At 39.5% G+C, this 22,949-nt stretch carries 19 protein-coding genes and 1 pseudogene; 9 read left to right on the forward strand and 11 right to left on the reverse strand.

The genetic code is table 11. From position 1 onward, the window contains the following. Window positions 1–104 precede the first annotated feature (104 nt). From BV902_RS06915 to BV902_RS28540, 4 genes and pseudogenes are all read left to right on the forward strand, one after another. Complete coding sequence (locus BV902_RS06915) at window positions 105–2,141, forward strand: helix-hairpin-helix domain-containing protein (protein WP_075991298.1); 2,037 nt, start codon at window positions 105–107, stop codon at window positions 2,139–2,141. A gap of 95 nt (window positions 2,142–2,236) precedes the next feature. After that, entirely contained in the window at window positions 2,237–4,222 is a 1,986-nt protein-coding gene (locus tag BV902_RS06920) for a ComEC/Rec2 family competence protein (protein ID WP_075991299.1), read from the forward strand. Then, window positions 4,219–5,170 (forward strand): annotated as a pseudogene (locus BV902_RS28535) (RecQ family ATP-dependent DNA helicase); the annotation flags it as partial. The gene BV902_RS06920 and the pseudogene BV902_RS28535, both read left to right, overlap by 4 nt. A 642-nt stretch (window positions 5,171–5,812) precedes the next feature. Continuing rightward, the gene (locus tag BV902_RS28540) at window positions 5,813–6,121 is read left to right on the forward strand and encodes a RecQ family zinc-binding domain-containing protein (protein WP_335682274.1); all 309 of its coding nucleotides are present in this window, start codon (window positions 5,813–5,815) and stop codon (window positions 6,119–6,121) included. A 1-nt stretch (window position 6,122) separates the two neighbouring features. Here BV902_RS28540 and BV902_RS06930 read toward each other — a convergent pair whose 3' ends face one another. The 6 genes from BV902_RS06930 to BV902_RS06955 all read right to left on the reverse strand — a co-directional run bounded on the left by BV902_RS06930 (window position 6,123) and on the right by BV902_RS06955 (window position 12,767). Next, window positions 6,123–6,962, reverse strand: a complete 840-nt coding sequence (locus BV902_RS06930) for a sulfurtransferase (protein ID WP_075991300.1) — start codon at window positions 6,960–6,962, stop codon at window positions 6,123–6,125. A gap of 100 nt (window positions 6,963–7,062) precedes the next feature. After that, window positions 7,063–8,994, reverse strand: coding sequence for a 30S ribosomal protein S1 (gene rpsA / locus BV902_RS06935; RefSeq protein ID WP_075991301.1), 1,932 nt, complete (start codon window positions 8,992–8,994; stop codon window positions 7,063–7,065). 228 nt (window positions 8,995–9,222) lie between these two features. Beyond that, complete coding sequence (locus BV902_RS06940; protein WP_075991302.1) at window positions 9,223–10,188, reverse strand: YihY/virulence factor BrkB family protein; 966 nt, start codon at window positions 10,186–10,188, stop codon at window positions 9,223–9,225. A gap of 1 nt (window position 10,189) precedes the next feature. Then, window positions 10,190–10,597, reverse strand: coding sequence for an acyl-CoA thioesterase (locus BV902_RS06945; RefSeq protein ID WP_075991303.1), 408 nt, complete (start codon window positions 10,595–10,597; stop codon window positions 10,190–10,192). Continuing rightward, on the reverse strand, window positions 10,597–11,637 hold the full coding sequence (gene mltG / locus BV902_RS06950; RefSeq protein ID WP_075991304.1) for an endolytic transglycosylase MltG: 1,041 nt from the start codon (window positions 11,635–11,637) through the stop codon (window positions 10,597–10,599). Before mltG ends, BV902_RS06945 begins: the two co-directional genes overlap by 1 nt. Before the next feature lie 143 nt (window positions 11,638–11,780). After that, a complete protein-coding gene (locus BV902_RS06955; protein WP_075991305.1) occupies window positions 11,781–12,767 on the reverse strand; it encodes a PASTA domain-containing protein in 987 nt (328 codons plus the stop codon). Between the two features lie 146 nt (window positions 12,768–12,913). Between BV902_RS06955 and BV902_RS06960 the strand changes: the two genes are divergently transcribed. Continuing rightward, the gene (locus tag BV902_RS06960; protein WP_075991306.1) at window positions 12,914–13,921 is read left to right on the forward strand and encodes a D-alanine--D-alanine ligase family protein; all 1,008 of its coding nucleotides are present in this window, start codon (window positions 12,914–12,916) and stop codon (window positions 13,919–13,921) included. 114 nt (window positions 13,922–14,035) lie between these two features. On the opposite strand, the gene BV902_RS06965 is transcribed toward BV902_RS06960, so the two are convergent. The 4 genes from BV902_RS06965 to BV902_RS06975 form a co-directional block, all read right to left on the reverse strand. Continuing rightward, window positions 14,036–14,848, reverse strand: a complete 813-nt coding sequence (locus tag BV902_RS06965; RefSeq protein ID WP_237242004.1) for a serine hydrolase — start codon at window positions 14,846–14,848, stop codon at window positions 14,036–14,038. Beyond that, on the reverse strand, window positions 14,832–15,245 hold the full coding sequence (locus BV902_RS28020; RefSeq protein WP_237242006.1) for a hypothetical protein: 414 nt from the start codon (window positions 15,243–15,245) through the stop codon (window positions 14,832–14,834). The genes BV902_RS06965 and BV902_RS28020 overlap by 17 nt, the downstream gene beginning before the upstream one ends. 165 nt (window positions 15,246–15,410) lie before the next feature. Continuing rightward, complete coding sequence (locus BV902_RS06970) at window positions 15,411–15,905, reverse strand: dihydrofolate reductase (RefSeq protein ID WP_075991307.1); 495 nt, start codon at window positions 15,903–15,905, stop codon at window positions 15,411–15,413. 65 nt (window positions 15,906–15,970) lie between these two features. Continuing rightward, a complete protein-coding gene (locus BV902_RS06975; protein WP_075991308.1) occupies window positions 15,971–16,792 on the reverse strand; it encodes a thymidylate synthase in 822 nt (273 codons plus the stop codon). A gap of 267 nt (window positions 16,793–17,059) precedes the next feature. On the opposite strand from BV902_RS06975, the gene mtaB reads away from it, so the two are divergent. Then, window positions 17,060–18,382 (forward strand): tRNA (N(6)-L-threonylcarbamoyladenosine(37)-C(2))-methylthiotransferase MtaB, encoded by a 1,323-nt coding sequence (gene mtaB / locus BV902_RS06980; RefSeq protein ID WP_075991309.1) that lies wholly within the window; start codon window positions 17,060–17,062, stop codon window positions 18,380–18,382. Between the two features lie 117 nt (window positions 18,383–18,499). Here the strand turns inward: mtaB and BV902_RS06985 are convergent, their stop codons facing one another. After that, window positions 18,500–19,396 carry an EamA family transporter gene (locus tag BV902_RS06985; protein WP_075991310.1) on the reverse strand — a complete coding sequence of 299 codons (897 nt, stop codon included), beginning with the start codon at window positions 19,394–19,396 and terminating at the stop codon, window positions 18,500–18,502. Window positions 19,397–19,703: 307 nt separating this feature from the next. Between BV902_RS06985 and BV902_RS06990 the strand changes: the two genes are divergently transcribed. From BV902_RS06990 to BV902_RS07000, 3 genes are all read left to right on the forward strand, one after another. Beyond that, window positions 19,704–20,276 (forward strand): C40 family peptidase, encoded by a 573-nt coding sequence (locus BV902_RS06990; protein WP_075991311.1) that lies wholly within the window; start codon window positions 19,704–19,706, stop codon window positions 20,274–20,276. 91 nt (window positions 20,277–20,367) lie between these two features. Then, the gene (locus BV902_RS06995; protein ID WP_228280036.1) at window positions 20,368–20,871 is read left to right on the forward strand and encodes a hypothetical protein; all 504 of its coding nucleotides are present in this window, start codon (window positions 20,368–20,370) and stop codon (window positions 20,869–20,871) included. A 338-nt stretch (window positions 20,872–21,209) separates the two neighbouring features. Beyond that, complete coding sequence (locus BV902_RS07000) at window positions 21,210–22,769, forward strand: calcineurin-like phosphoesterase C-terminal domain-containing protein (RefSeq protein WP_075991312.1); 1,560 nt, start codon at window positions 21,210–21,212, stop codon at window positions 22,767–22,769. The last annotated feature ends 180 nt before the right edge of the window (window positions 22,770–22,949 follow it).

Here is a 22,949-nt window from a genome sequence, read left to right on the forward strand (position 1 = left end):
TTTTTATTCTTTTATATTTCCTAATTTCATACCAGTGAACCGTTTTTCTGCCGGGATAAAAGGTTCATCGCCTAGCATTTAGCCAATATTAATTAAAACCTATTATGAAATATTGTAGCAAAATTTTGCTCTTTATAGGTTGTTTTATTGGACTAACCTGTACGGCGCAAACAAATGAAAAAATCGATCTCCAAGATTTATTTGAAAGCTTATCGGAAGAGCTTCCTGAGGATGCTGATTTGAGTGAATTCACTGAAAAGTGGTCTCATTATCTCAAACACCCGATCGATCTCAACAAAACTGATGGCAGAGAACTCACTGAATTACAATTTTTGAACCCTTTATTAATCGAGCACCTATTGGCCCATAGGACCATTTCAGGGAATTTTATCAACGTACTCGAACTACAGTCCATTGAAGGATTTAATGAGCGGATAGTCAGTTTGTTGTTACCCTTCGTAAGGGTAGGTCCGGGATCTCCCCTTGAAACCCTGAAATCGAGAAATTTTAAACAGGAATTTATAATACGGTACGCCCGGATACTCGAAAAAGCAAAGGGATACCGTATAGTCGATACGACGAAATCCCATTATCTTGGCGATGCCAATCGCTATGCTGTTAGGTATAGAGCCCAGTTAAACGATGGGTTTCATCTCGCAGTTAATATGGAGAAAGATGCGGGGGAACCATTTTTTAGAGACAGGCAAAAAATGGGATTTGATTTCTATAGCTTAAGTATATCAATAAAGTCTTTAGGCCGTTTCAAAAATATCGTGATCGGCGATTACGCGTTGCAATTTGGCCAGGGACTCAGTATGTGGAATGGTCTGAATTTTGGAAAAGGGGGATTGGTACAGCATACTGCAAGACAAGGGATCGGTGTAAAGTCATATACCTCATTAAATGAGGCTAATTTTATGCGTGGCATTGCAGGAACATTACAGATTAGGCACATTGAAATTACACCTTATTTCTCCTACCAATCCATTGATGGAAAAGTTAACCATACAACTTCTCCGCCTACGATTTCAACGATCGCAAGCTCAGGCTTGCATCGGACTGCAACCGAACAGCAATACCGTCATGCCGCCTCTCAACTGGCCTATGGATTGAATATATTGTGGCGCTATAAAAGGTTCAAAATGGGGGTTCATCTCAATCAGACACAATTGAATGCCTTTAAAACAAAAGGCAATGGTATACGGCAAAAGGCGGACTTTGAAGGTGATTTTTTGCGAAATATAAGTCTATATGCAAACTATACGATTCGGAATGCTTATTTATTTGGTGAGTATGCAAGCAGCATGGATGGCGGTTCAGCACTGTTAGCAGGATCTATGATAAGTTTGCACCCACGTTTATCATCGGTTGTATTGCTGCGGGACTATAAAAAGAATTTTCATACTTTTTATGGACAGGGATTTGGTGAATCGGATAACACCTCCAACGAGCAGGGGGCTTATTTGGGACTAACGTATCAATTGGGTAGAAAATTGCTCTGGTCCAATTATGCGGATATATTTCGTTTCCCGGGAGCAAAGTATCAGGCTGATACGCTATCTACAGGCGCTGATTTTTTTAGCCAGCTGAGTTACATGTGGTACAAAAAAGGCCAACTTTCATTGCGCTATCGTAACCGATTTAAACAAGTTAATTACCAGGGAGAGGGACAAACCGAGCACGGGCTTGTAAATACCAGCAAACAGCAGTTCAGGGTAGAATTTCATTACCGCCTAAGTTCAATATGGACGATTCGCTCCCGTGTAGAAGCTAATTTATTCCAAAAAGAGTATCAGGAAAATAGTTTCGGTTATATGCTTTATCAAGATTTGCTCTGGAAGTCTAGCGCGGGAAAATTTCAGTCGAATATACGCGTTGCGTATTTCGATGCGGCAAGTTATGATAATCGGATCTATGCTTATGAGCAGGATGTATTATATGCATCTGGTTTTGGAATGTACAATACAAGGGGATGGAGAATGTATTTCAATCTGCAGTATCGGTTAAGCCGCCATCTTCAGGTATGGACCAAATATGCGGTCTATTATTATCCGGGGCGAGAGAGTATTGGGACTGGACTGGACCAAATTGAGGGTAATAGAAAGTCAGAGGTTAAGATACAGTTGCGGTGGCAGTTATGAAAGAGCTTAGTTTTATACAAAGATTAGAGCGGCTGCCTATTCTTAAGATAGCGATCCTATATATTGTGACGCTTCTTTTCGCCCCTAAATTACCTATGTCGTTCCACATTTTCCAATGCGTTCAGCAGCTATTGGTTGTGCTGGTTTTGATAACGTTTTGTTGTTATTTATTAAAGGGAAGAATCCGCCAGTATGGCTATAGCTACGGGTATTATGTGTCTGTTGTATTATTTGGGATTTTCCAATTTTGGCGCGAAGCCCCTTTGGTTACAATCAGTCATTTCTCCCATATAGTGACCGATAGTTATGTAGTCAAAATTATTGAAGAGCCCAAGGTGAAGCGGGATATCATTCGTTTTTCGGCGGAAGTAGTAGGGGCTTACCAAAAAGGTGAATTTGTTGAAACTACAGGTCGACTGATGTTATCTTTAAAATCCAGCCAGAAGAACCCACTGCAGTTTGGTGATCTATTGTGGTTAAAAGGTCAAGTAAAGGAAATAGCTCCGCCATTCAATCCAATGGAATTTGACTATAGACAGTATTTGAAAAGACAGCATATCTATCATGAAATTTTCGCAGTCTTTGGTCGGTATAAGCTGATCAGTAGGAAAGAAACAACGGCTTTTTCATTAACTGGGCTCGCTTTACAAACGAGGAGATATTTTTTGGTTAAGCTTCGTCCCCATATCAAAAAGGATGAGCACTTTGCTATTGCTTCAGCTTTATTATATGGTTCCCGGAGCGATATGAGTGCCGAAAGCATCCAGGCCTTCACCAATACGGGAACGATACACGTATTAAGTGTTTCGGGAATGCATGTTGCTGTTTTATTCGGTTTTTTATCCCTTATTTTCAAGCGAATTGCCTGGCCTTCCTATCTCAGATGGCTGCCACTAATTTTATTAGGGAGTATGATCTGGATATATGCTTTTATTGCAGGGCTTGATCCGCCCATTACGCGAGCAGCTATTATGATTAGTTTTGTGCTGTGTGCACAGCATTTTAAACGAAGCTTTTCAACACTGAATTCGCTTATTATTGCCGCATTATTGATTTTACTGGCCGTTCCCCGAGCTGTTGTTGATGTGGGTTTTCAGCTGTCTTTTTTAGCCGTTTTGGGTATGACGATATGTTCTCCGCTTGTCGAAGGATTCCTTCCGGTTAAAAGACCGATATTACGGCTTTTGAGAGATGCATTGGCTGTTTCTATTGCTGCGCAGCTATTGACAACGCCACTGAGCCTTTATTATTTTGGACAATTTCCAACTTATTTTCTGGTAGCCAATGTATTAGTCGATTTCCCTTCAACATTAGCGATGTATCTCGGTTTTATCATGACAATCAATCCAATACAGGGGCTCAACGTTTTATTGGGCTTTCTTTTGGAGCATCTCATCGCTTTCATCTTATACTGCTTGAAATTTATTGACCATTTGGCTTTTTCAACAATAAAAGTTGAACCTATGGGGCTGGAACTTCTATTTTTGACCTATTTTGCACTATTTTCTTTTTTATATGCTTTTCAATGGAAAGATAAAAAATACGTTTGGCTAGGGGGATGCTGTGCAATTGGAATACTATTGATCACTGCGCAAAAATACCTTGAAAATAAAGATGTAGAACGGTTTCGGGTCTATAATACGAAACATGAGCTGACGATCGGGTATTTTAAAGGTGGGCGCAGTATCGTTTACAGCACATTTGATTCTTTGCAATCCCGAGGCTTGCAATATGCATGTGGAAGAGAAATTCAATTACTGACGAGGGAAAAAGTTCAGTTTGTAGCTTTGAATGGTCGGGAGCGGAAAAACTATCTTGTTACGCTCCCTTTAGGTAGAATTGCTATTTTATCGCATGCAGGGGGAACAATGCCACATGCCGACCTTGTGATTGTCAGAAAAAATTTACTAAATGGTTTACCTCGTTTATTGAAGCAAATTAGACCAAAACTTGTTATACTGGATGGATCCAATTCAATGGAGAAATCCAAGCATACAAAACGTATGTTGGATAGTTTGGGAATACAGAATTATCTCATGAAAGATAATTTTGCGTATGTTTGGGATAAGGAGAACTTATGACGCAAGATAGTATATCAATCTTAAGGCAATACTGGGGTTTCGATTCATTTAGACCTCTGCAGGAAGAAATTATTCAATCGGTCATTTCAGGTAAAGATACACTGGCTTTATTGCCGACTGGCGGCGGAAAGTCGATTTGTTTTCAAGTACCTGCCTTGATGCGAGAAGGGATTTGTATTGTCGTTACACCGCTTATAGCATTGATGAAAGATCAGGTTGAGCATTTGAAAAAAAAATGGAATTCAAGCGGTCGCGATTTATGCTGGAATGCGGAAGAGGGAGGTGGATATTACGTTGGACAATTGCGTCTATGGGCAAATAAAATTTCTCTATCTTTCTCCTGAAAGATTATACAATGATATCGTAAGGGAGCGCATACGATTTATGAATGTAAATCTTTTTGCGATAGACGAAGCACATTGTATTTCTCAATGGGGATATGATTTCAGACCTCCCTATTTAGAACTCGCTAAGTTACGCGAACTGCATCCCAAGGTTCCTTTTCTGGCCCTTACAGCGACAGCAACTGAGCGTGTCATTAGTGATATACAGCAGAAGCTGAATTTTCCAAAAGAAAATGTATTTGTCAAAAGCTTTCTCCGCGACAATTTGGCTTATATGGCCATTGAGGAAGAGGATAAGATGGGACGTATGGTCCGCATCATACACAAGTTGGGTGGATCCGGCATTGTTTATGTCAGAAACCGGCGGGAAACACAGGAGATAGCCCGTATTTTGGTCAATAACGGCATTTCGGCAGATTATTACCATGCTGGGCTCACGGGGCAGGAACGGGACCAGAAACAGCAAGGGTGGATGACAAATGTTGTTCGCGTTATTGTAGCTACAAATGCGTTTGGGATGGGAATTGATAAACCCGATGTACGGTTTGTGATTCACCTCGATTTGCCCGATTCGCTGGAGGCCTATTATCAAGAAGCCGGTAGGGCAGGAAGAGATGGCAAGAAGGCCTATCCCGTTATTCTTTATCAAAAGACAGATGAGCGGAAACTTGTCGATAATTTGCAAGCTAGCTTTCCTGATATCCCATTTATTCAACAGACCTATCATTACCTTTGTAATCATTTTCAGATTCCCTATGGTTCAGGAGAAGGAGTGACTGTAGATTTTGATGTTGTTGCATTTGCAAAAAAATATCAGCTGCCGTTGGTTCCTGTTATGAATGCGCTGAAGTTTCTGGAGCGGGACACTTGGTTGGTTTTGTCAGAAGCTGTCACAATACCTTCACGCTTTAAGTTTGAAATTGATAGCGCCGAATTGTATAAAGTTCAGGTGCAGTATGTCAAATATGATAAACTCATTAAGGCTATTTTGCGCAGCTATGGTGGTGTATTTGAAAACTATATCCTCATCAATGAATATGAATTTGCACGTAAGTTAGGTCTGCCTTATGATCGTGTTGTCGAGCTGTTGAAGTCGTTGGAGACACTGGAAATAGCGAGCTATCTGCCTTCTACAGATGCGCCACAATTGACCTTTTTGCAGAACCGAGTCGATTACAAACACCTGCATATCGATCATATTTTTATTCGCGATCGCCATCAGGTGAAGGAAGAGGAAGTCAATGGCATGATCGGTTATATTGAACAGAGCAATTGCCGCAGTCAGTCGCTGTTGTTATATTTTGGAGAGAAAAATGCGGGGTTCTGTGAAGTATGCGATTTATGTCTGATCCGCAATCATCAGGAAAAGCAGCGGGCAAATATAAAAGCAGAAATCAAAAGCAGTTTACTTGCTGAAGCCAAAAACATTCATGATTTGGTGGCGAGTTTGACGATAGGCACAGAAAAGAAAAGAATAGAGATCATCCGTAATCTCCTAGATACCGAAAAAATTCGCTTGGAGGATAATCTCTATTCTTGGAATACCTTGTTTTAAACTATTTCTCGATGGGTAGATTGAGCTCTTCACGGCCCCACTCTGACCACGAACCATCGTATACACGGATTTGCTCATGACCAGCGAGATGACAAGCAAATGCTAAGACTGAGGCCGTGATACCCGATCCACAGGAGAATACATATTCATTTCCGGTCGCATTAAAATGATCAAATTGCTGTTTCAATTCATCAACGGGTTTATAAACGATTCCGTCAAATAATTCTTCGAAAGGGAGATTTTTGGAATGGGGGATATGCCCACCATGAAGGCCTTTCCGGGGTTCAGCTACTAAACCACTAAAGCGACCTTTACTTCTGGCATCAAAAATATTCACTTGAGTATCCCGATAATGTGTTAAGATATACTCTTTATCGGCATATAGGTTTGCTTGAAATTGGGCTTTAAAATTACCGGGACTTGCAGCGGTTGTATACTGGTCTACGACTGGCAGTTTGTGATTTTTCCAAGCAGGAACACCACCATTTAAAATAAAGACCTGTTCAAATCCCATGACCTTAAACATCCACCAGGCCCTCGGGCTTGAATAAACGCCCCATCTGTCATATAATACAACCGTACTATCCTGATTTATTCCCAGGTTTTGCATTTCCCTTTCGAATACCGCTGCAGAAACGAGGGTATGCGGTAATTTGGAAGTAGCATCCGAAAGTTTCCCTTCGATGTCAAAAAATTGAGAATGGGGAAGTACTTCGAACTTGGTATCCTTGATGGATTGACCAACTTTGTCGATGGTGCAATCGAGGAGGACAATGTCTGTATGCTGTCCCAGTGATTCCTGAAGTTCGGTGGGGTTAATTAAGGCTGATTTGAATGACATAACAATAACGTTTATTGATACAAAATTACAAAAGCATCCCTATAAAAACAAAGCGGCTGTCCTTTTGGAACAGCCGCTTTTTATGGATTGAAATTGCTAATTACTTAGCGTTTTTATCATTTTCCATTTGCTCTTTCAATTGAGCTAATACGTCTAAGTCGCCTAAAGTAGATTTTTCAACAGAATCTTTTACTTTTTTCACAGCTGAAGACTCAGCTTTAGCGTCTTTTTTACGGTTATTAGACTCTTCTTTGCGAGCTTCTTCTTTCTCTTCTTCCCAGATACGAGAGTGAGAAATTACCAAACGTTTGTTCTCTTTGTTGAACTCGATGATTTTGAATGAAGTAACTTCATCAACTTTCAATGAAGAACCGTCTTCTTTAACAGAGTGTTTAGAAGGACAGAAACCTTCAACACCGTATTGTAAAGCTACGATATCACCTTTGTCACCAACTTTGATCACAGTACCTTCGTGGATAGAACCTTCAGTAAAGATCGTTTCGAAAGTATCCCAAGGGTTTTCTTCCAATTGTTTGTGACCTAAAGATAATTTGCGGTTTTCTTCATCTAATTCTAAAACAACTACGTCTAATGTTTCACCAACTTTAGTGAATTCGTTAGGGTGGTTGATTTTTTTAGACCAAGATAAATCAGAGATGTGGATCAAACCGTCGATACCTTCTTCTAACTCAACAAATACACCGAAGTTAGTCATGTTTTTAACAACAGCTGTTTGTTTAGAACCTACAGGGTAACGCTCAGTGATGTTTTTCCAAGGATCTGGAGTCAATTGTTTGATACCTAAGCTCATTTTACGCTCATCGCGATCTAATGTTAAGATTTGCGCTTCGATCTCATCACCAACTTTCAAGAACTCTTGTGGAGAACGTAAGTTTTGTGACCAAGACATTTCAGAAACGTGGATCAAACCTTCAACACCAGGGATGATTTCTAAGAAAGCACCGTAATCAGCAACTGTTACGATTTTACCTTTAACTTTAGAACCAACTTCCAATGCAGTATCTAAAGATTCCCAAGGATGCTCAGATAATTGTTTCAAGCCTAAAGCGATACGTTTTTTCTCATCATCAAAGTCTAATACAACAACGTTGATTGTTTGATCTAGCGATAAAACTTCTTTTGGATGCTCGATACGACCCCAAGAGATATCTGTGATATGCAATAAACCGTCAACACCACCTAAGTCGATGAACACACCGAAGTCAGTGATATTTTTAACTGTTCCTTCTAATACTTGACCTTTTTCTAATTTAGCAACGATTTCAGATTTTTGGTTTTCTAAGTCGTTTTCAATTAATACTTTGTGTGATACGACAACGTTTTTGAATTCATGGTTGATTTTCACAACTTTGAATTCCATTGTTTTACCTACATATACATCGTAGTCACGGATAGGTTTGATATCGATTTGAGATCCAGGTAAGAATGCTTCAACACCTTTGATATCAACGATAAGACCACCTTTAGTACGGCTCTTAACGAAACCAGTAATGATTGCATCATTTTCCAATGCCTCATTGATAGCTTCCCAAGATTTTTGAGTTTTAGCACGTTTGCGAGAAAGTACTAATTGACCGTTAGCATCTTCTTGAGATTCAACGAATACGTCAACTTTGTCACCAACTTTTAATTCTGGTAAGTCACGGAATTCTGATAAAGAAACTAAACCGTCAGATTTGAAACCAACATTTAAGACTACGTCTTTGTTGTTGATAGAAACTACAGTACCTTCAATAATTTCACCTTGGTTAACTTGGTTGAAAGTATCTGCGTATTGTGCTTCAAGTTTAGCGCGTTCAGCATCGCTATAATTTCCGAAACCTTTATCATTTGCATCCCAGTCAAATTCACCTTCTGGTGTGATCCAAGTGTTTGATTTGATTTCGTCGATTAAGTTTGAATCAGCTTCTGATTCAATTTTTTCAGTGTCTTTCACTACTTTAGTGTCAGCACCTTGTAGCTCTGCGTTTTTCGCTGCTAATTCTTTTTCTGCTTCTTGTTTTTTTGCCATTAATTAATTTTCTCCTTTTTCCTACTTTGTAGGAGTTGCAAAGGTACAAAAAAACTTTAAATGCAAAATTTTATTTTTCTTATTTTATTGAAAGACTTTCAGTTATAGGGGACTTTTTACATGCCAACCCCGCAAGGGATGGTATTTGAATCGTACTCTTGCTAATTCTCGACTTTATTTGCGGAAATCCTTTTCCGATAAAATAGATTTTAAGTGGCTTAAGACACCTTAGTCTTCTCTCTTAAACGAGTTGAAAATGCGTGGCTTGGCAATAACAATGGTTTGTTTGGACAGCGCTATTGCCGCATTAAGCTCATAGCCCAATAATAAAATAAGCGTATTCAGGTAAATCCAGAGCATGATGACGATCAATGTCCCAATGGATCCATACAGTTTGTTATATGCACCAAAATGATTGATATAAAAAGTAAATATTGAAAATGTCAATATCGCTAGAATGGTAGCCATAGAAGCTCCTGGACTGAAGAGTTTCCATTTGTTGGAGTTGGAAGGGCCAAATTTGTAAATACAGCTTACCGTGAAAAAATAAATAGCGAATATGATCAACCATCGGGCTACTTTAAGTAGAATAGCCCAGAAGCTGGATTTAATCCCTGTAGTTTCCTTGAGGTAGTCTATCGTAATGCCAGCTATGGTAAATATCGTCATCCCCGCTGTTAAAGCAAAAATAATCAGAAAAGCCAAGGCTAAGGCAAGCAGTCGTTTTCTGATCCAAGGTCTTCTCTCCGTCATCAGGGAAGCTTTATTGAAGGCATTCATTAGGGAGGCCATGCCATTGGTCGCAAAATAGGCCGCAAACACAAAACCAAAAGACAGCAATCCGCCATTTTGGTTTTTGATAATATCCTCCAATGTCGTTTCAACAACGAGAAATGCATTTTTAGGAATTACTACTGCAAGGAAATCCAACAACTGTTCCTGAAAATTATTAATCGGAATATAAGGGATTAATGTAAATAGAAAAATGATTCCTGGAAAAATGGCCAATAGAAAGCTATAGGAAAGGGAAGAAGCCTTGCTGACGATGGAATCTCTGGAAAGCTCCTGAAAGAAAAATACCGCCACAGTATAAAGTGGTAGTGAGCCAAAGCCAGGTAGTACGACACGTTTACTCCATTCGATTAATCTAAAATAAGGTTTAAAATTTAATAGCCATTGGTGGATTTTCCCCATATCAATTAAAATATTTACTCATCTTATCCAGAAAAACCTGTGGCGGCATACAAGGTCTATTTTTCTCCATATTGACAAAGACCAAGGTTGTTTCTCCCTGGTTGAGTAGTTCCCCATTTTCATTGAAAAGCTCATATTCGAAAATGATGCGAACGGCAGGTTTCTGGCGGATTGTTACCCGTATCGTGATCAAGTCATCGTATTTGCCTGGTTTCAGATATTTGGTCTTCATCTCCGTAACGGGGAGCATGACACCCATTTCTTCCAGCTCCTTATACGATATCCCCGTGCTCCGCAGCATTTCAGTTCTCGCTATTTCATAAAACGCAGCATAGTTTCCATAATAGACATAGCCCATTTGGTCTGTTTCTGCATAGCGGACGCGAATCTGGTGGTCAAATACAAACATTATTTTTTAATATTTCTAGCGTCTAGAGCCTGTTGAAATTTACGTGCATTGATCAAATGCTCAGCCTCTGTTTTTGCAAAATTATGGTAACCAGAAAAATCATCTTTGGCACACATGTAAATATAATCATGTTGCTTAAAGTTTAAGACCGCATCAATTGCAGCGATGCTTGGAATTGATATAGGGCCTGGAGGCAATCCTCTATAGATGTAAGTATTGTAAGGATTGTCTGTTCTGAGGTGCTTATTCAATACCCTTCTAATGGTAAAGTCATTATTAGCAAAGATCACCGTAGGATCTGCTTGCAATAACATACCTTTTTTGAGACGGTTTAAATATAAGCCGGCTATCATGGGCATTTCATCCTGGTGTAAAGCTTCACCTTTCACAATAGAAGCCAATGTGCTAACCTGTTGTGGTGTCAGATTAAGTGCTTTTGCTTTTGCCGTGCGATCCGCATTCCAAAACTTTTTCCATTCATCATCAAAACGAGCAATTACTTTTTCTGGATTGGTGTTCCAGTAAATTTCGTAGGTATTAGGGATGAACATTGAAATGAGATTTTCTTTTGTAAATCCATATTTCTGTGCGGTAGCCTCATCATTCAGTACAGCAATAAATTGGGCAGAATCTGCCTCAAAACTTTTTCCAAGAAGTGCGGCCATATTTTCTTTCAGTCGCACATTGGAAAATCTGAATTTTACAGGTTCTTGGTAACCGCCAATCAAATTGCCGACTAAGCGTCTATTGTTCATCCCTGGGGTTAACAGATAACGTCCGGGTTTTACACTTTCTTCATATTTTTTATATTGTGCTGCACGCTCAAAGGAAGCGATATCATCCACTAGATTTGAATCCTTGATTGATTTCAGTACATCCTCATATTTTTCACCCTCGTGTATGTACAGGTACTTTTTCTCTCCCGATACATTCGAAGCATAAAATGCTTTATAAAATGTCCAGGCAAAATAACCTCCAACAACGATAACGATTAGCGCAATAATTTTTAACCAACTTGGTATTCCTTTTTTATTTTCCATTCTAAAATTTTTTATTCATCTGTTGTTCGCTATTCATGGCGTTTATATAACCCTTAGCGATCAGTGGTTGATGAATCTGCCAAGAACTCTAATCTATTACGATGGAGATCATTCGACGCAGCTTCATTTTTGAGTAAATAAACTTAAAAGCCTAAACTATTCCCTTTATTTTCCTTTTCCTTTTTTTGCCCTGCTGCAGGATTTGTCGTTGTCGGTTTAGCTGCAGGGGTATTTGTTGTGTTACTTTTTGCCGGAGCAACAGGCTTTGACTGAACCGGAGGTTTTGCCGCTGGCGGAGTAACCTGTGTTTGGTTTGCCTGTGGTTTAGGTGTTGTTGTACCTCCAGTCGGAGCACCTGTTGTTGCTGTTGGTGCCGTGAGTGAAAGTGTTACGTCAATTTTAGCCCCTAAACTGGTCAGGCCCTTTTCTATTCCTGGTGACTGCACACTGATTACTGCAGTGGCTGTATCCGTTACGCTTGGATCGTAGGTTACAGTACCTAGACCTAAGCCAGCTCCAGACAAGGCGAACTTTGCTTCGTTTAATGGAAGCCCAACTAAATTAGGTATCTCCACCTCATTTGCTCCCAATCCATTTCCCAAAACCAGATCTATACGTGAACCTTTAGGAATCATGCGTCCGTTGCGGATAGATTGTCCCGCAAATTGAGCATCCAATACGATATCCCTGGCGATGTCTGCGACATAAGAAGTGTCACCGATTCGAAGGTTATGGTTTTTCAAGATGGCTGTTGCTTCAATCAATGTTTTATCTTTTATATTCGGAAAAGCAACTTCAGGTGCAACCTGTGTGATAATGGTCAAATAAATAGTCCGACCCGATTTTACATGAAATCCTTGTTCGGGATCCTGCTCGATGACCATGCCAGGTTTGGCATCCATCTGATAGACGGAGTCAATTTGATATTCCAGCCCGGCGTCCTCCAAAGCTTGGATGGCAGCACTGATATGAAGGCCTTTCACTTTAGGAACGGCGATAGATTCATCATGTTTGGTATATATTTTCAGTCCAATATAAACGAAAAGGAATAGACATACTATCGCGATAACAGCGGCAATAAGATTTTTCCTAAAAGTGGGGGTCTGAAGATATTGTACGACTTTGGACATTTCTCTGTTTGATAAAAATTAATTCTGCATAGAACCGCAATATTAAAGCCAAGTTTGCAGAATGATTAAATAAAATTATTCCTCACAAAATTATTCGTTTTTCCGTGTATAGCAAATTATATTTGCTATTCGAATCGCTAAAATTTATGAAAGCAAAAATAGCATTAATAACTGGAGGTTATACAGGAGAAGCTGAAGTTTCTTTTAAAAGTTCTGCCTTCGTCAATTCTCAACTTGATCACGACAAATACGATATATATTTGATTACAGTGACCAAAGAAGCATGGTACTATGAAGATTTAGACGGAAAGCGTCATCCGATTTCAAAAGCTGATTTTACCCTTCCATTGCATGGGGATATCTTGACTTTTGATTTAGCTTTTATTATGGTGCATGGTGTGCCTGGAGAAGATGGAAGACTTCAGAGCTATTTTGATTTGTTAGATATTCCATATACCTCATGTGATGCTTTGACGTCCGCATTAACTATGAATAAAGGGTATACAAAAGCGATCTTATCGGATATTCCCGAGTTGCATTTGGCAAAATCGGTCCTACTGTTTGAATCGCAACGCCCGGAGGCACTCAAAATCGTCGAAAGTAATCTTTCACTCCCTTATTTTGTGAAACCTAATGCCGGTGGAAGTAGTATCGGAATGACCAAAGTAAAGGAATCTGCACAACTGCAGGAAGCGATTGACAAAGCTTTTGATGCGGAAAATACAGGAAAACAGGTTATTGTTGAAGAATTTGTGACAGGACGCGAATTTTCTGAGGGAATTTTTCGGAATTCAAAAGGCGAGCTTGTTGTTTTGCCCGCCACAGAAGTTCGGACTACACGCGAATTTTTTGATTATGAAGCCAAGTATGTACCTGGATTAACCGAGGAGATTACGCCGGCAGACCTGACGATCGAACAGCAGGAGCGCGCTGCGCGTATTTTAAGAGAAATCTATGTGAGATTGAACTGTAAAGGTATGGTTCGCGTGGACTTCTTTTTGGAAAACGATACCGATAAATTTTATTTTATCGAAATTAATACCATTCCCGGGCAAACTCCACAAAGCTTTATTCCGCAGCAGGTACGGGCTTTTGGAATGAAGGAGGGGGATTTTTACGGTGAGTTGATCGAAACAGCCTTACAATCGAAATAGTTCTATTTCAGAAATACCGTGAAGCAAGCAGCCTTCTGGCCAAAGCGGATAAAAATATGTCGCAATAGCGATAAAAAAAACGGCTTTCATACATTGAAAGCCGTTTTTTGTGTTTTATTTTCTGAAATCAAATTTGGATAGATCGGGTTTAAACTTTTTAACCCTTTTCAATTCCTCCTGATAAATTACCTGCCCGATATTCTTTAAAAAGGGGTAGGTTACTGTGTCGTATTCATAGCGTCCATCGTTGTAGATGCCATTTTCATTGGACTGCACAACAACGGCGAGCATAAATTCTACCCCATGCTCAAAGTCGACGATATAAGCATTATCAATATTATAGCCATAAGAATCTCCATACTTATTGAAGATCCGGATGTTGGGATTTAAGGTCGCATTTTTTTCACGGCCATAAAAAAGGAGCTTGCTATACGTTGGCCAGAATTCTGTCGGATCATATTTCGGGAAATCCGATTCAAAGGGATAGCGCGACATATAGTCATAGAGTAGGGAATAATCCTCCTTTTTTAGATTAAATCGTTCTTTCGGCTGAAATGCTTCCGGAAATAGTAATTTCTTCAATATGAACTGTTGATCTTCGAGTGCGTAGACATTAAGCCCCTCAAAACTCCAGGGCTCTTGAATAAGTTCATCTTTATCGTTCATGTAACCTTTCCCCTGAAGTGTATTGGCCAGCTCTAGGGGATAGTCTTTTGGGTCGAATTGAGCCGCTTGTTGGTAGATGACATCTTTTCCATTGTAAAAGGTAATTGGATTGGTATGTTTGGCCCATATTCCTTTGTCGCCAATGGCAAGACGGTTGACGATACGGCTATATTTGGTGCCATATTTTTTTAGTTTCGCATTCAGTTCAGCACGGCCAATAAATTCAAACAGTCTATTTTGTGCATCATTGTCGCTGGTCAATAGTATTTTTTTTTACGTATTGTGCAACAGAGGGAAGACCATTGGCTGCCGACTCGTCCACAAGAACCTTAGTCTGCTTTTCAAATGCAGAATCAATGCGGAGGGGAGTATGTTTGGTTAAACCGGCTAGATGGAGGTCGTTGATTTTTTCTAAGGCCAGAATTGCTGTCGGCAACTTTACTGTACTTGCGGGATAAAAATACCAGTTCGGATTTAGTCGATAGCTATAGGACCTGAAATGTGGCCTATTGGATTTGTCACGATCAATTTGCGTATACAGAATCTGCACCTCATTTTTCGTCGGATGACTTAATATGTTTTGAAATAGATCAGGATGACTTTGGAGTAATTTTTCCAGGTAAACAGTATCTATCTGCTGAGCGTATGCGTCTGACATGAATAGGGTAAAAATTAAGATGAAGTATTTGTGCATGTGCTTTAGATCAAAGTGTTGCGCTTGTTTAGTCCTGCAGATTAAGCTCTTCTATAGCTTTTAATATCAAAACGCAATATCATGGATGCTTTTGCCCATGATATCGTTTTGATATTCATAAACATGGAGTTATTTTCTCGAATAAACTTCAAAGGTATAAGCAAATGCATGTTTCTCATCTGCCTGATGCGAATCTGAGGAAATTAATTCCCATTCTTCGGAAGGTAATTCAGGGAAGAAAGCATCTCCTTTTAAGCTTGTATGTACCCGTGTCAAAAGCACTTTGTTTGCCAAGGGTAGCGCTTGCTGATAAATGTTTGCGCCACCAATGATAAACACTTCGCGTTCATCCCGGCAATATAAAAGGGCCTCTTGAATACTATTGGCTACATCAATATCTTCTCCCTGGAAATTTGCATTACGCGTGATGACAATATTCCTTCTGTCCGGTAAAGCTTTGCCTATGGCCTCAAAAGTCTTTCTGCCCATTAGGACAGAATGCGCAATGGTATTTTTCTTAAAATATTTAAAGTCGTTGGGTAAATGCCAAGGCATCTGGTTGTCGATTCCGATGGCATTGTTTTCCGACGCAGCTACGATTAATGTGATCGTTGGATTGCTCATTTTTGATATAATGTGATTATTCGTCCGCTAAAATAAGGTGGTTACAGAATTAGGTGCCTTCATTGTTAAACGGCAACCGGAGCCTTGATATGTGGATGCGATTCGTAGTTTAACAATTCAAAATCTTCAAACTTGAAATCAAAGATATCTTTAACGTTAGGGTTTATTTTCATCTGGGGTAGCGCTTTTGGCTCGCGGCTCAATTGGAGCTCCGTTTGCTCGAAGTGGTTACTGTAGATGTGTGCATCGCCCAGGGTATGGATAAACTCTGCGGCTTCCATGTCGCAAACCTGTGCGACCATCATCGTTAATAAAGCATAAGAGGCAATGTTGAAAGGCACGCCCAAGAATATATCTGCACTACGTTGATAGAGTTGACAGGACAATTGTGGTTTCATGATGCCTTTTTCAGGCTGTGCTGGCGCTACATAAAATTGGAAAAAAGCATGGCAAGGAGGGAGTGCCATATGTTCTATTTCAGCAACATTCCAAGCCGACACGATAATACGACGTGAATCCGGTGAATTTTTTAGCTGATTGATAACCTGCGTGATCTGATCAATATGACGGCCATCAGGTGTTGGCCAGGAGCGCCATTGTGATCCGTATACAGGGCCTAAATTCCCTTGCGCGTCAGCCCACTCATCCCAAATGCTTACGCCATTTTCTTTGAGATACTGAATATTGGTTTCGCCTTTAAGAAACCAGATCAATTCATGAATAATGGATCGCAGGTGTAATTTTTTGGTTGTCACCAAAGGGAAACCTTCCTGAAGGTTGAAACGCATCTGATATCCAAAGACACTTTTGGTACCTGTGCCCGTACGGTCTGTCTTTACAACACCGTTCGTATATACATGTCTGAGTAAATCTAAATATTGTTTCATCTGTAAAAAGTAATTATTAAATGCTAAATATCAATGCTGTCATCGAACTGGATAGGAACGAATAGCACCATTTTATGTGTCTGATTCTCAATCGGGGAATATTTGAATACATCATGTCCGGATCTTATTTCGTTTGCCTGTAATAAGCCGTCGCTGCATTCAGCCTTTCAAGATAGTCAAAACTAAGGAAAATCCTTATAACGAGAAAGTCAAAACTTAAAATGATAAGAGCGGTTACTGAAAAAAAATGTAATTTTGCAAAATATTATGGAGAATAAAAAAGTAGCTTTTTATACACTTGGATGTAAACTGAATTATTCGGAGACATCATCCATTGGTCGTTTATTTAAAGATGCGGGCTATGATACCACAGCGTTCAATAGCCGTGCAGACGTTTATGTAATCAATACATGTTCGGTAACGGATAATGCTGACAAGAAGTGTAGAAAAGTAGTGAAGGAAGCATTAAAGCACTCTCCCAACGCCTATATTACGATTGTTGGCTGTTATGCGCAGCTAAAACCAAAAGAGATTGCAGAGATTCCGGGAGTGGATATGGTCTTAGGTGCAGCTGAAAAGTTTAATATTATTGAGCATATCAATGATTTGACGAAACAGGAAAAAACGATCGTTTATAATGGTCCAATCGATGAGACCAATCAATTTGTCTCGGCTTATTCGATTGGCGATCGTACGCGTACCTTCCTAAAAGTACAGGACGGGTGCGATTATTCATGTACATTTTGTACGATTCCTTTGGCACGTGGCGGAAGCCGCTCGGGTAAGATCGAAGATATTGTGCGTCAAGCGGAAGAAATTGCAGCTTCAGGCGTAAAAGAAATTGTGTTAACGGGAGTTAATATTGGTGATTTTGGTATTCGGGATGGTAAGCGTGAAGACCGATTCTTGGATTTGGTAAAGGCTTTGGATGAAGTTGAAGGTATCGACAGGATTCGGATTTCTTCGATAGAACCTAATCTTCTTTCCAATGATATTATTGAGTTTGTGGCGCAATCAAAACGTTTTGTTCCACATTTTCATATGCCACTGCAGTCTGGAAGCAATAAAATTCTGAGTTTAATGCGCAGAAGGTACAAAAGAGAACTTTACACAGAGCGTGTCGCATTTATCAAGTCATTGATGCCTAATTGCTGTATTGGTGTTGACGTTATTGTCGGATTTCCGGGAGAAACACGTGAAGACTTTATCGACACGTACAATTTCTTGAACGATTTGGATATTTCTTATCTGCATGTCTTCACCTATTCAGAAAGAGAGAATACGATTGCAGCTCAAATGGACGGCGCTGTACCGGGAGCTCAACGCAGTGACCGTAGCAAAATGTTGCATATCCTTTCGGAGAAGAAGCGCCGTGCTTTTTATGAGTCACAGCTTGGCGAGACTGGTGATGTCTTGTTTGAGGCCGATGAGAAAGATGGATATATGCATGGCTTTTCTAAAAACTATGTCAAAGTACGGACCTTATACGATCCATTATTGGTGAATGAGGTTGTGCCGGTTAAATTTATGGACGTAACGGATTCCTGTGAAGTGGAGGTAGAAGAAATTCCGGAGACACTGACACATTAATCTTTTTAAGGGGTATACCATATTAAGATTTATAACATATAAAAAAGGCAATCTTCTCTAGTAAGATTGCCTTTTTTCGTTAAAAGGAATTCCAAAATTTTCCTATGGATTGCCCTCCTAATGTGCACTGCTCTTTGCTGCGTTCAACCAGATGACGGTACCCAAGATCAAAAGTACCCCGAGCCATTGTATCGTGGATACACTTTCATGAAGTATAAAAAATGACATACAGGTGGCTACAGGTAGCTCAGCCGAACTCAATATTCCGCCTAAGGAGAAGCCCGTTTTAGGTAAGCCGTAGGCAAACAATAAAGGCGGGATGACTGTGCCAAATAGAGAAAGGATCAAGCCGAAATAGAGGAAGTTTCCATCAAATTGACCATTCCATAAATAAGCAGGCGGAAATAAGGTAAAGACCATGATACAGGCCCCCGTTACCATAATAGCGCTTTTTTGAATGGGGTGATAGTCATTGCCGACACGGCCATTCACGATCATGAAGACCGAATAGGCAGTTGCCGCTAAAAGGCCAAATAAGATACCTGTTAAGTTGAGCTGTTGTAAGCCTTTTTCAATAAGTCCAGTCGCTAATAATGTTGCAATGAGTACAATGCCGATACCAATCAGGTTGTTTTTTGAAGGTTTTGCCTTGAAAAAGATAAATTCAATCAGCACACCGATCCAGATATACTGCATTAACAGTACAATGGCCAACGAAGCCGGAACAAGCTGTACACATTTGTAATAGAGGATACTCACCAAACCAGTAGAGGTACCACTGATTAATATCTTGATCCATGAAGATTTCTTGCTTGAAGAGTGAAATGACTTTGCAGAAAAGAGTTTGATGATAATATAGATAAGCCACAGTATAAGCATGCCAAATAAAACCTGAATTCCTGTTACCTCTCCTAAAGTCAACCCTTTACCATAGGCTTTTTTAACAAACGTTGATAGTATCCCAAAACTACTCGCACCTAAAAAGACAGCTAATGCACCTTTTAATTTTTCCATTCTCAAATAAATTAGGCGTCAAAGTTACGATTTCTGAACAATTCTTTTTCTTATCTGACGTTCTTATCAAGAAAAGCAATCTTCGGGGACAAGCTTAACAGTAAGGAGTAAATGCATCCAACAGGTGAAATTCATCGACTGGAAACATTGCTGTTCGTCGTAGCATGTTGCAGGGGACGGCTTTATAGCAGCGGTCATAGGGGTAAATTGTTTTTTAGCAGTGGGCAAATTTATTGGATATAAACAGCAATTTAATTAAGTTTGTTAGGCAAGTAAGTTTGTTAAGCAAGAACGTAAATCGAACAGCATGAGTGTCAGATCTTATTTTATCTTCTTTTTAGGTGCAGTTCTATTTTTGAGCAGTTGTTCAACGAAGAAAAAGGTACTTAGCTCCAACACACATTCTTCCAATGGCGCGGTATTGACAGATGCGAGCTCAGCGCGCGGAAAAACCTTTTCCGGATCGCGACTGGACAATTATGCAGACTTACTCAATGTGAGTACAAAAAAACTAAATCCGCACCTTTATTCATTTATTGACGATTGGATGGGCATACCGCATCGTATGGGTGGACAGACCAAATCGGGGGTAGATTGCTCGGGGTTTGTTAATTTGCTCTATATTGAAGTATACAAAGGGAATTTGCCCCGGACTTCGCGTGACATGGAAGGAATAGTAAAGAGAAAAAAGGTCGATAAACTTGAAGAAGGAGATCTCGTGTTTTTTTCTTTCGGACGAAATGGGATAGATCATGTAGGTGTATACCTGCATAATAATAAGTTTGTTCATGTTTCGACACGGAAAGGCGTTATTATCTCTGATCTTTCTGACAGCTGGTATGCTAAGACCTTTGTTGATGCGGGCTCTCCAAATATCTAAATGCGTGAATTTCATGTAGGTTTTATGTCATATCTTGATATAAACTTTTATACCCTATATAAATCCTTATTTTTGTCAAAATTTTATAGAAATGACAATCAAGAGTAAGAAGATTTTTTTGGGCCTATGTATTATTGTGCCGTTTTTGATGTATTGTGTTTATTACTATAGTAATATGATCAAAAATGCCCCTTTTCGTTTTGCTGATTTTGAATCCATTGAATTCAAATACGGCGAGCCGAACCACATGGTCAACGAATACAATTCAAAAACACGCATCTATAAGTATTTAGACAAAAAAGATTCTTTAATTACCGATACTGTAAAATTTACAAAAGACGATTTATTGTACCTGCACCGCAAAGCAATGGAGCTCGGCTTTTGGAACTTGGATACCGATATGACTGGACCTGAATGGCAGCAGGATTCAACACATTCTAAAGTTCCACGTTTTTATTTAGAGTACAACTATAAAGATAAATCCAAGCATATTACTTTAGATGCAGATTTTGCAGGCAACCCGCGTATGCATGACGCAGCTAAATCAATGATCGATGAAGTCAACCGTATGTTGGCAACCGCGCAAGCCCGATAGTTAAGAAATAAACCCCAAGGGTAAGAGAGAAATCAAGCAATTGGTTTCTCTTTTTTTGTGCCCAATATTCGTCAGGGAGCAAGGGCAAGAAGATGGGTTAATCAGCTAACAACATAATACTGATAGGGGAAATAGGTAGCTAATAGGGACCTGAAGGGACCTCATTTGGATGAAACCCCATGAAAGATGTATGAAATCCCTGTGATTATACTGTTAAATATGGGTTAACTAATACATTGATGTTAAATCGTTCTTTCTATTTTTTGATGAATTCTTGATGTTCTCTTTATACTCGTTTAACCTGAATCGAATACTTTAGCGCCAAAACAAAATTTCATATGAAAGCATTTTTGGCATTAGCAATTTCCTGGGCATTCGTAAACGCGGTGCAGGCCCAAGATTTTGCGAAAGGAAAAGTTTATCTCGACATAAACAAAAACGGAAAATTGGATAAAAACGAAAGAGGCGTTGCTTCCGTTGCTGTTAGTAACGGGCGTGAGGTGACGACAACCGATAAAGATGGCAATTATCAGTTGCCTGTTGGAAATGACAACATCATTTTCGTGGTTAAACCGACAGGCTACGCTTTGCCTTTGGATGAAAATAACCATCCAAAATTTTATTATATCCATAAGTTAAATGGTAGTCCAGCTTCAAAATATCCTGCTGTTGCTGCTACAGGGAAAATTCCGGCTGCTGTAAATTTTGCATTGTACCAACAAGATGAAGATCCTAACTTTTCAGCTTTTGTTTTTGGTGATCCACAGGCTTACACAGTGGAAGAACTGGCCTATTTCAAAAATGGTGTGATCAATGAAATTTCAGATAAGACAATTGCGAAATTTGGAATAAGCTTAGGCGACTTAGTGGGAGATGATCTTTCACTACAGCCAAAGTATAAATCGGTGATTTCCACGATGGGATTGCCGTGGTATAATGTCATGGGAAACCACGATATGAACTATGATGCCAAAGAGGATAGCCTCTCCGATGAATCGTTCGAGCAGACTTTTGGTCCCAATAACTTTGCGTTCAATTATGGAAACACGCATTTTATCATTCTTGATAATATCATTTACCCGAATCCACGGACAGGTAAAGGTTATTTAGGTGGATTCCGTAAAGATCAGCTTGATTTTGTGGAGAATGACTTAAAAAACGTAGCTAAAGATAAATTGATTGTATTGGCATTTCATATTCCTTTATATCATCAAAACTCGGATGTCTTTCGTAACGAAGATAGACAACGTCTGTTCGATATTTTGGCTCCATTTAAGCATACCTTATCTTTGTCCGCGCATACACACTTTCAGCGCCAATATTTTTATGGACAAAAGGACGGATGGAAACAAGAAAAGCCACATCACGAATATAATGTAGGTACAACTTCTGGTGACTGGTATTCGGGCGAGTTGAATGAAAAGGGAATTCCTGTTTCTACAATGCGGGACGGTACACCAAAAGGGTATGCCATTTTAAAAATCGAGGGCAACCAATACAGTTTTGATTATAAGGTTGTAGGTAAGCCGGCAACGTATCAGATCGATTTATACGGAGCATCGGTCGTTCCAGAAAAATACACAAAGAGATATCCGATATACGCTAATTTTTTTATTGGAAAGGAAGGTGACAAGGTAACGTATAGAATCAATCAGGGCGAATGGAAGGAAATGGATTTTGTCAATGAAAACGATCCAGCATTTCTAAATTCTTTGGCTAAGTATGATACAGCAACTGAATTAAAGAATACGCGTAGACCTTCAAACCCTGAAAAATCCAGTCATCTGTGGACGGCTAATTTGCCCAAATTAAAAGCTGGTAAATATCAGATTGAGGTTCAGGCTGTTGATCTTTTCAATAGAGTACACCTGGCAACGAAGACTATTGAAGTGAGATAAATAACCGGTTGTAGAGTTGTTTTAAGTTTAAAGATAGCTTAAGATGCACTTAACATAACCATCCTATATTTGTATAGAGTAATTTTTGATTCATAAAGAGTTAGGGTTAATGTGTAGATCTGTTGTGAAACACGTCTGAAAATTTAGTTTGTTTTTAAAGTGAAGGTAATCTCCCCAGAT

This window comes from Sphingobacterium sp. B29 (genome assembly GCF_001952815.1).
GTDB classification, from domain to species: domain Bacteria; phylum Bacteroidota; class Bacteroidia; order Sphingobacteriales; family Sphingobacteriaceae; genus Sphingobacterium; species Sphingobacterium siyangense.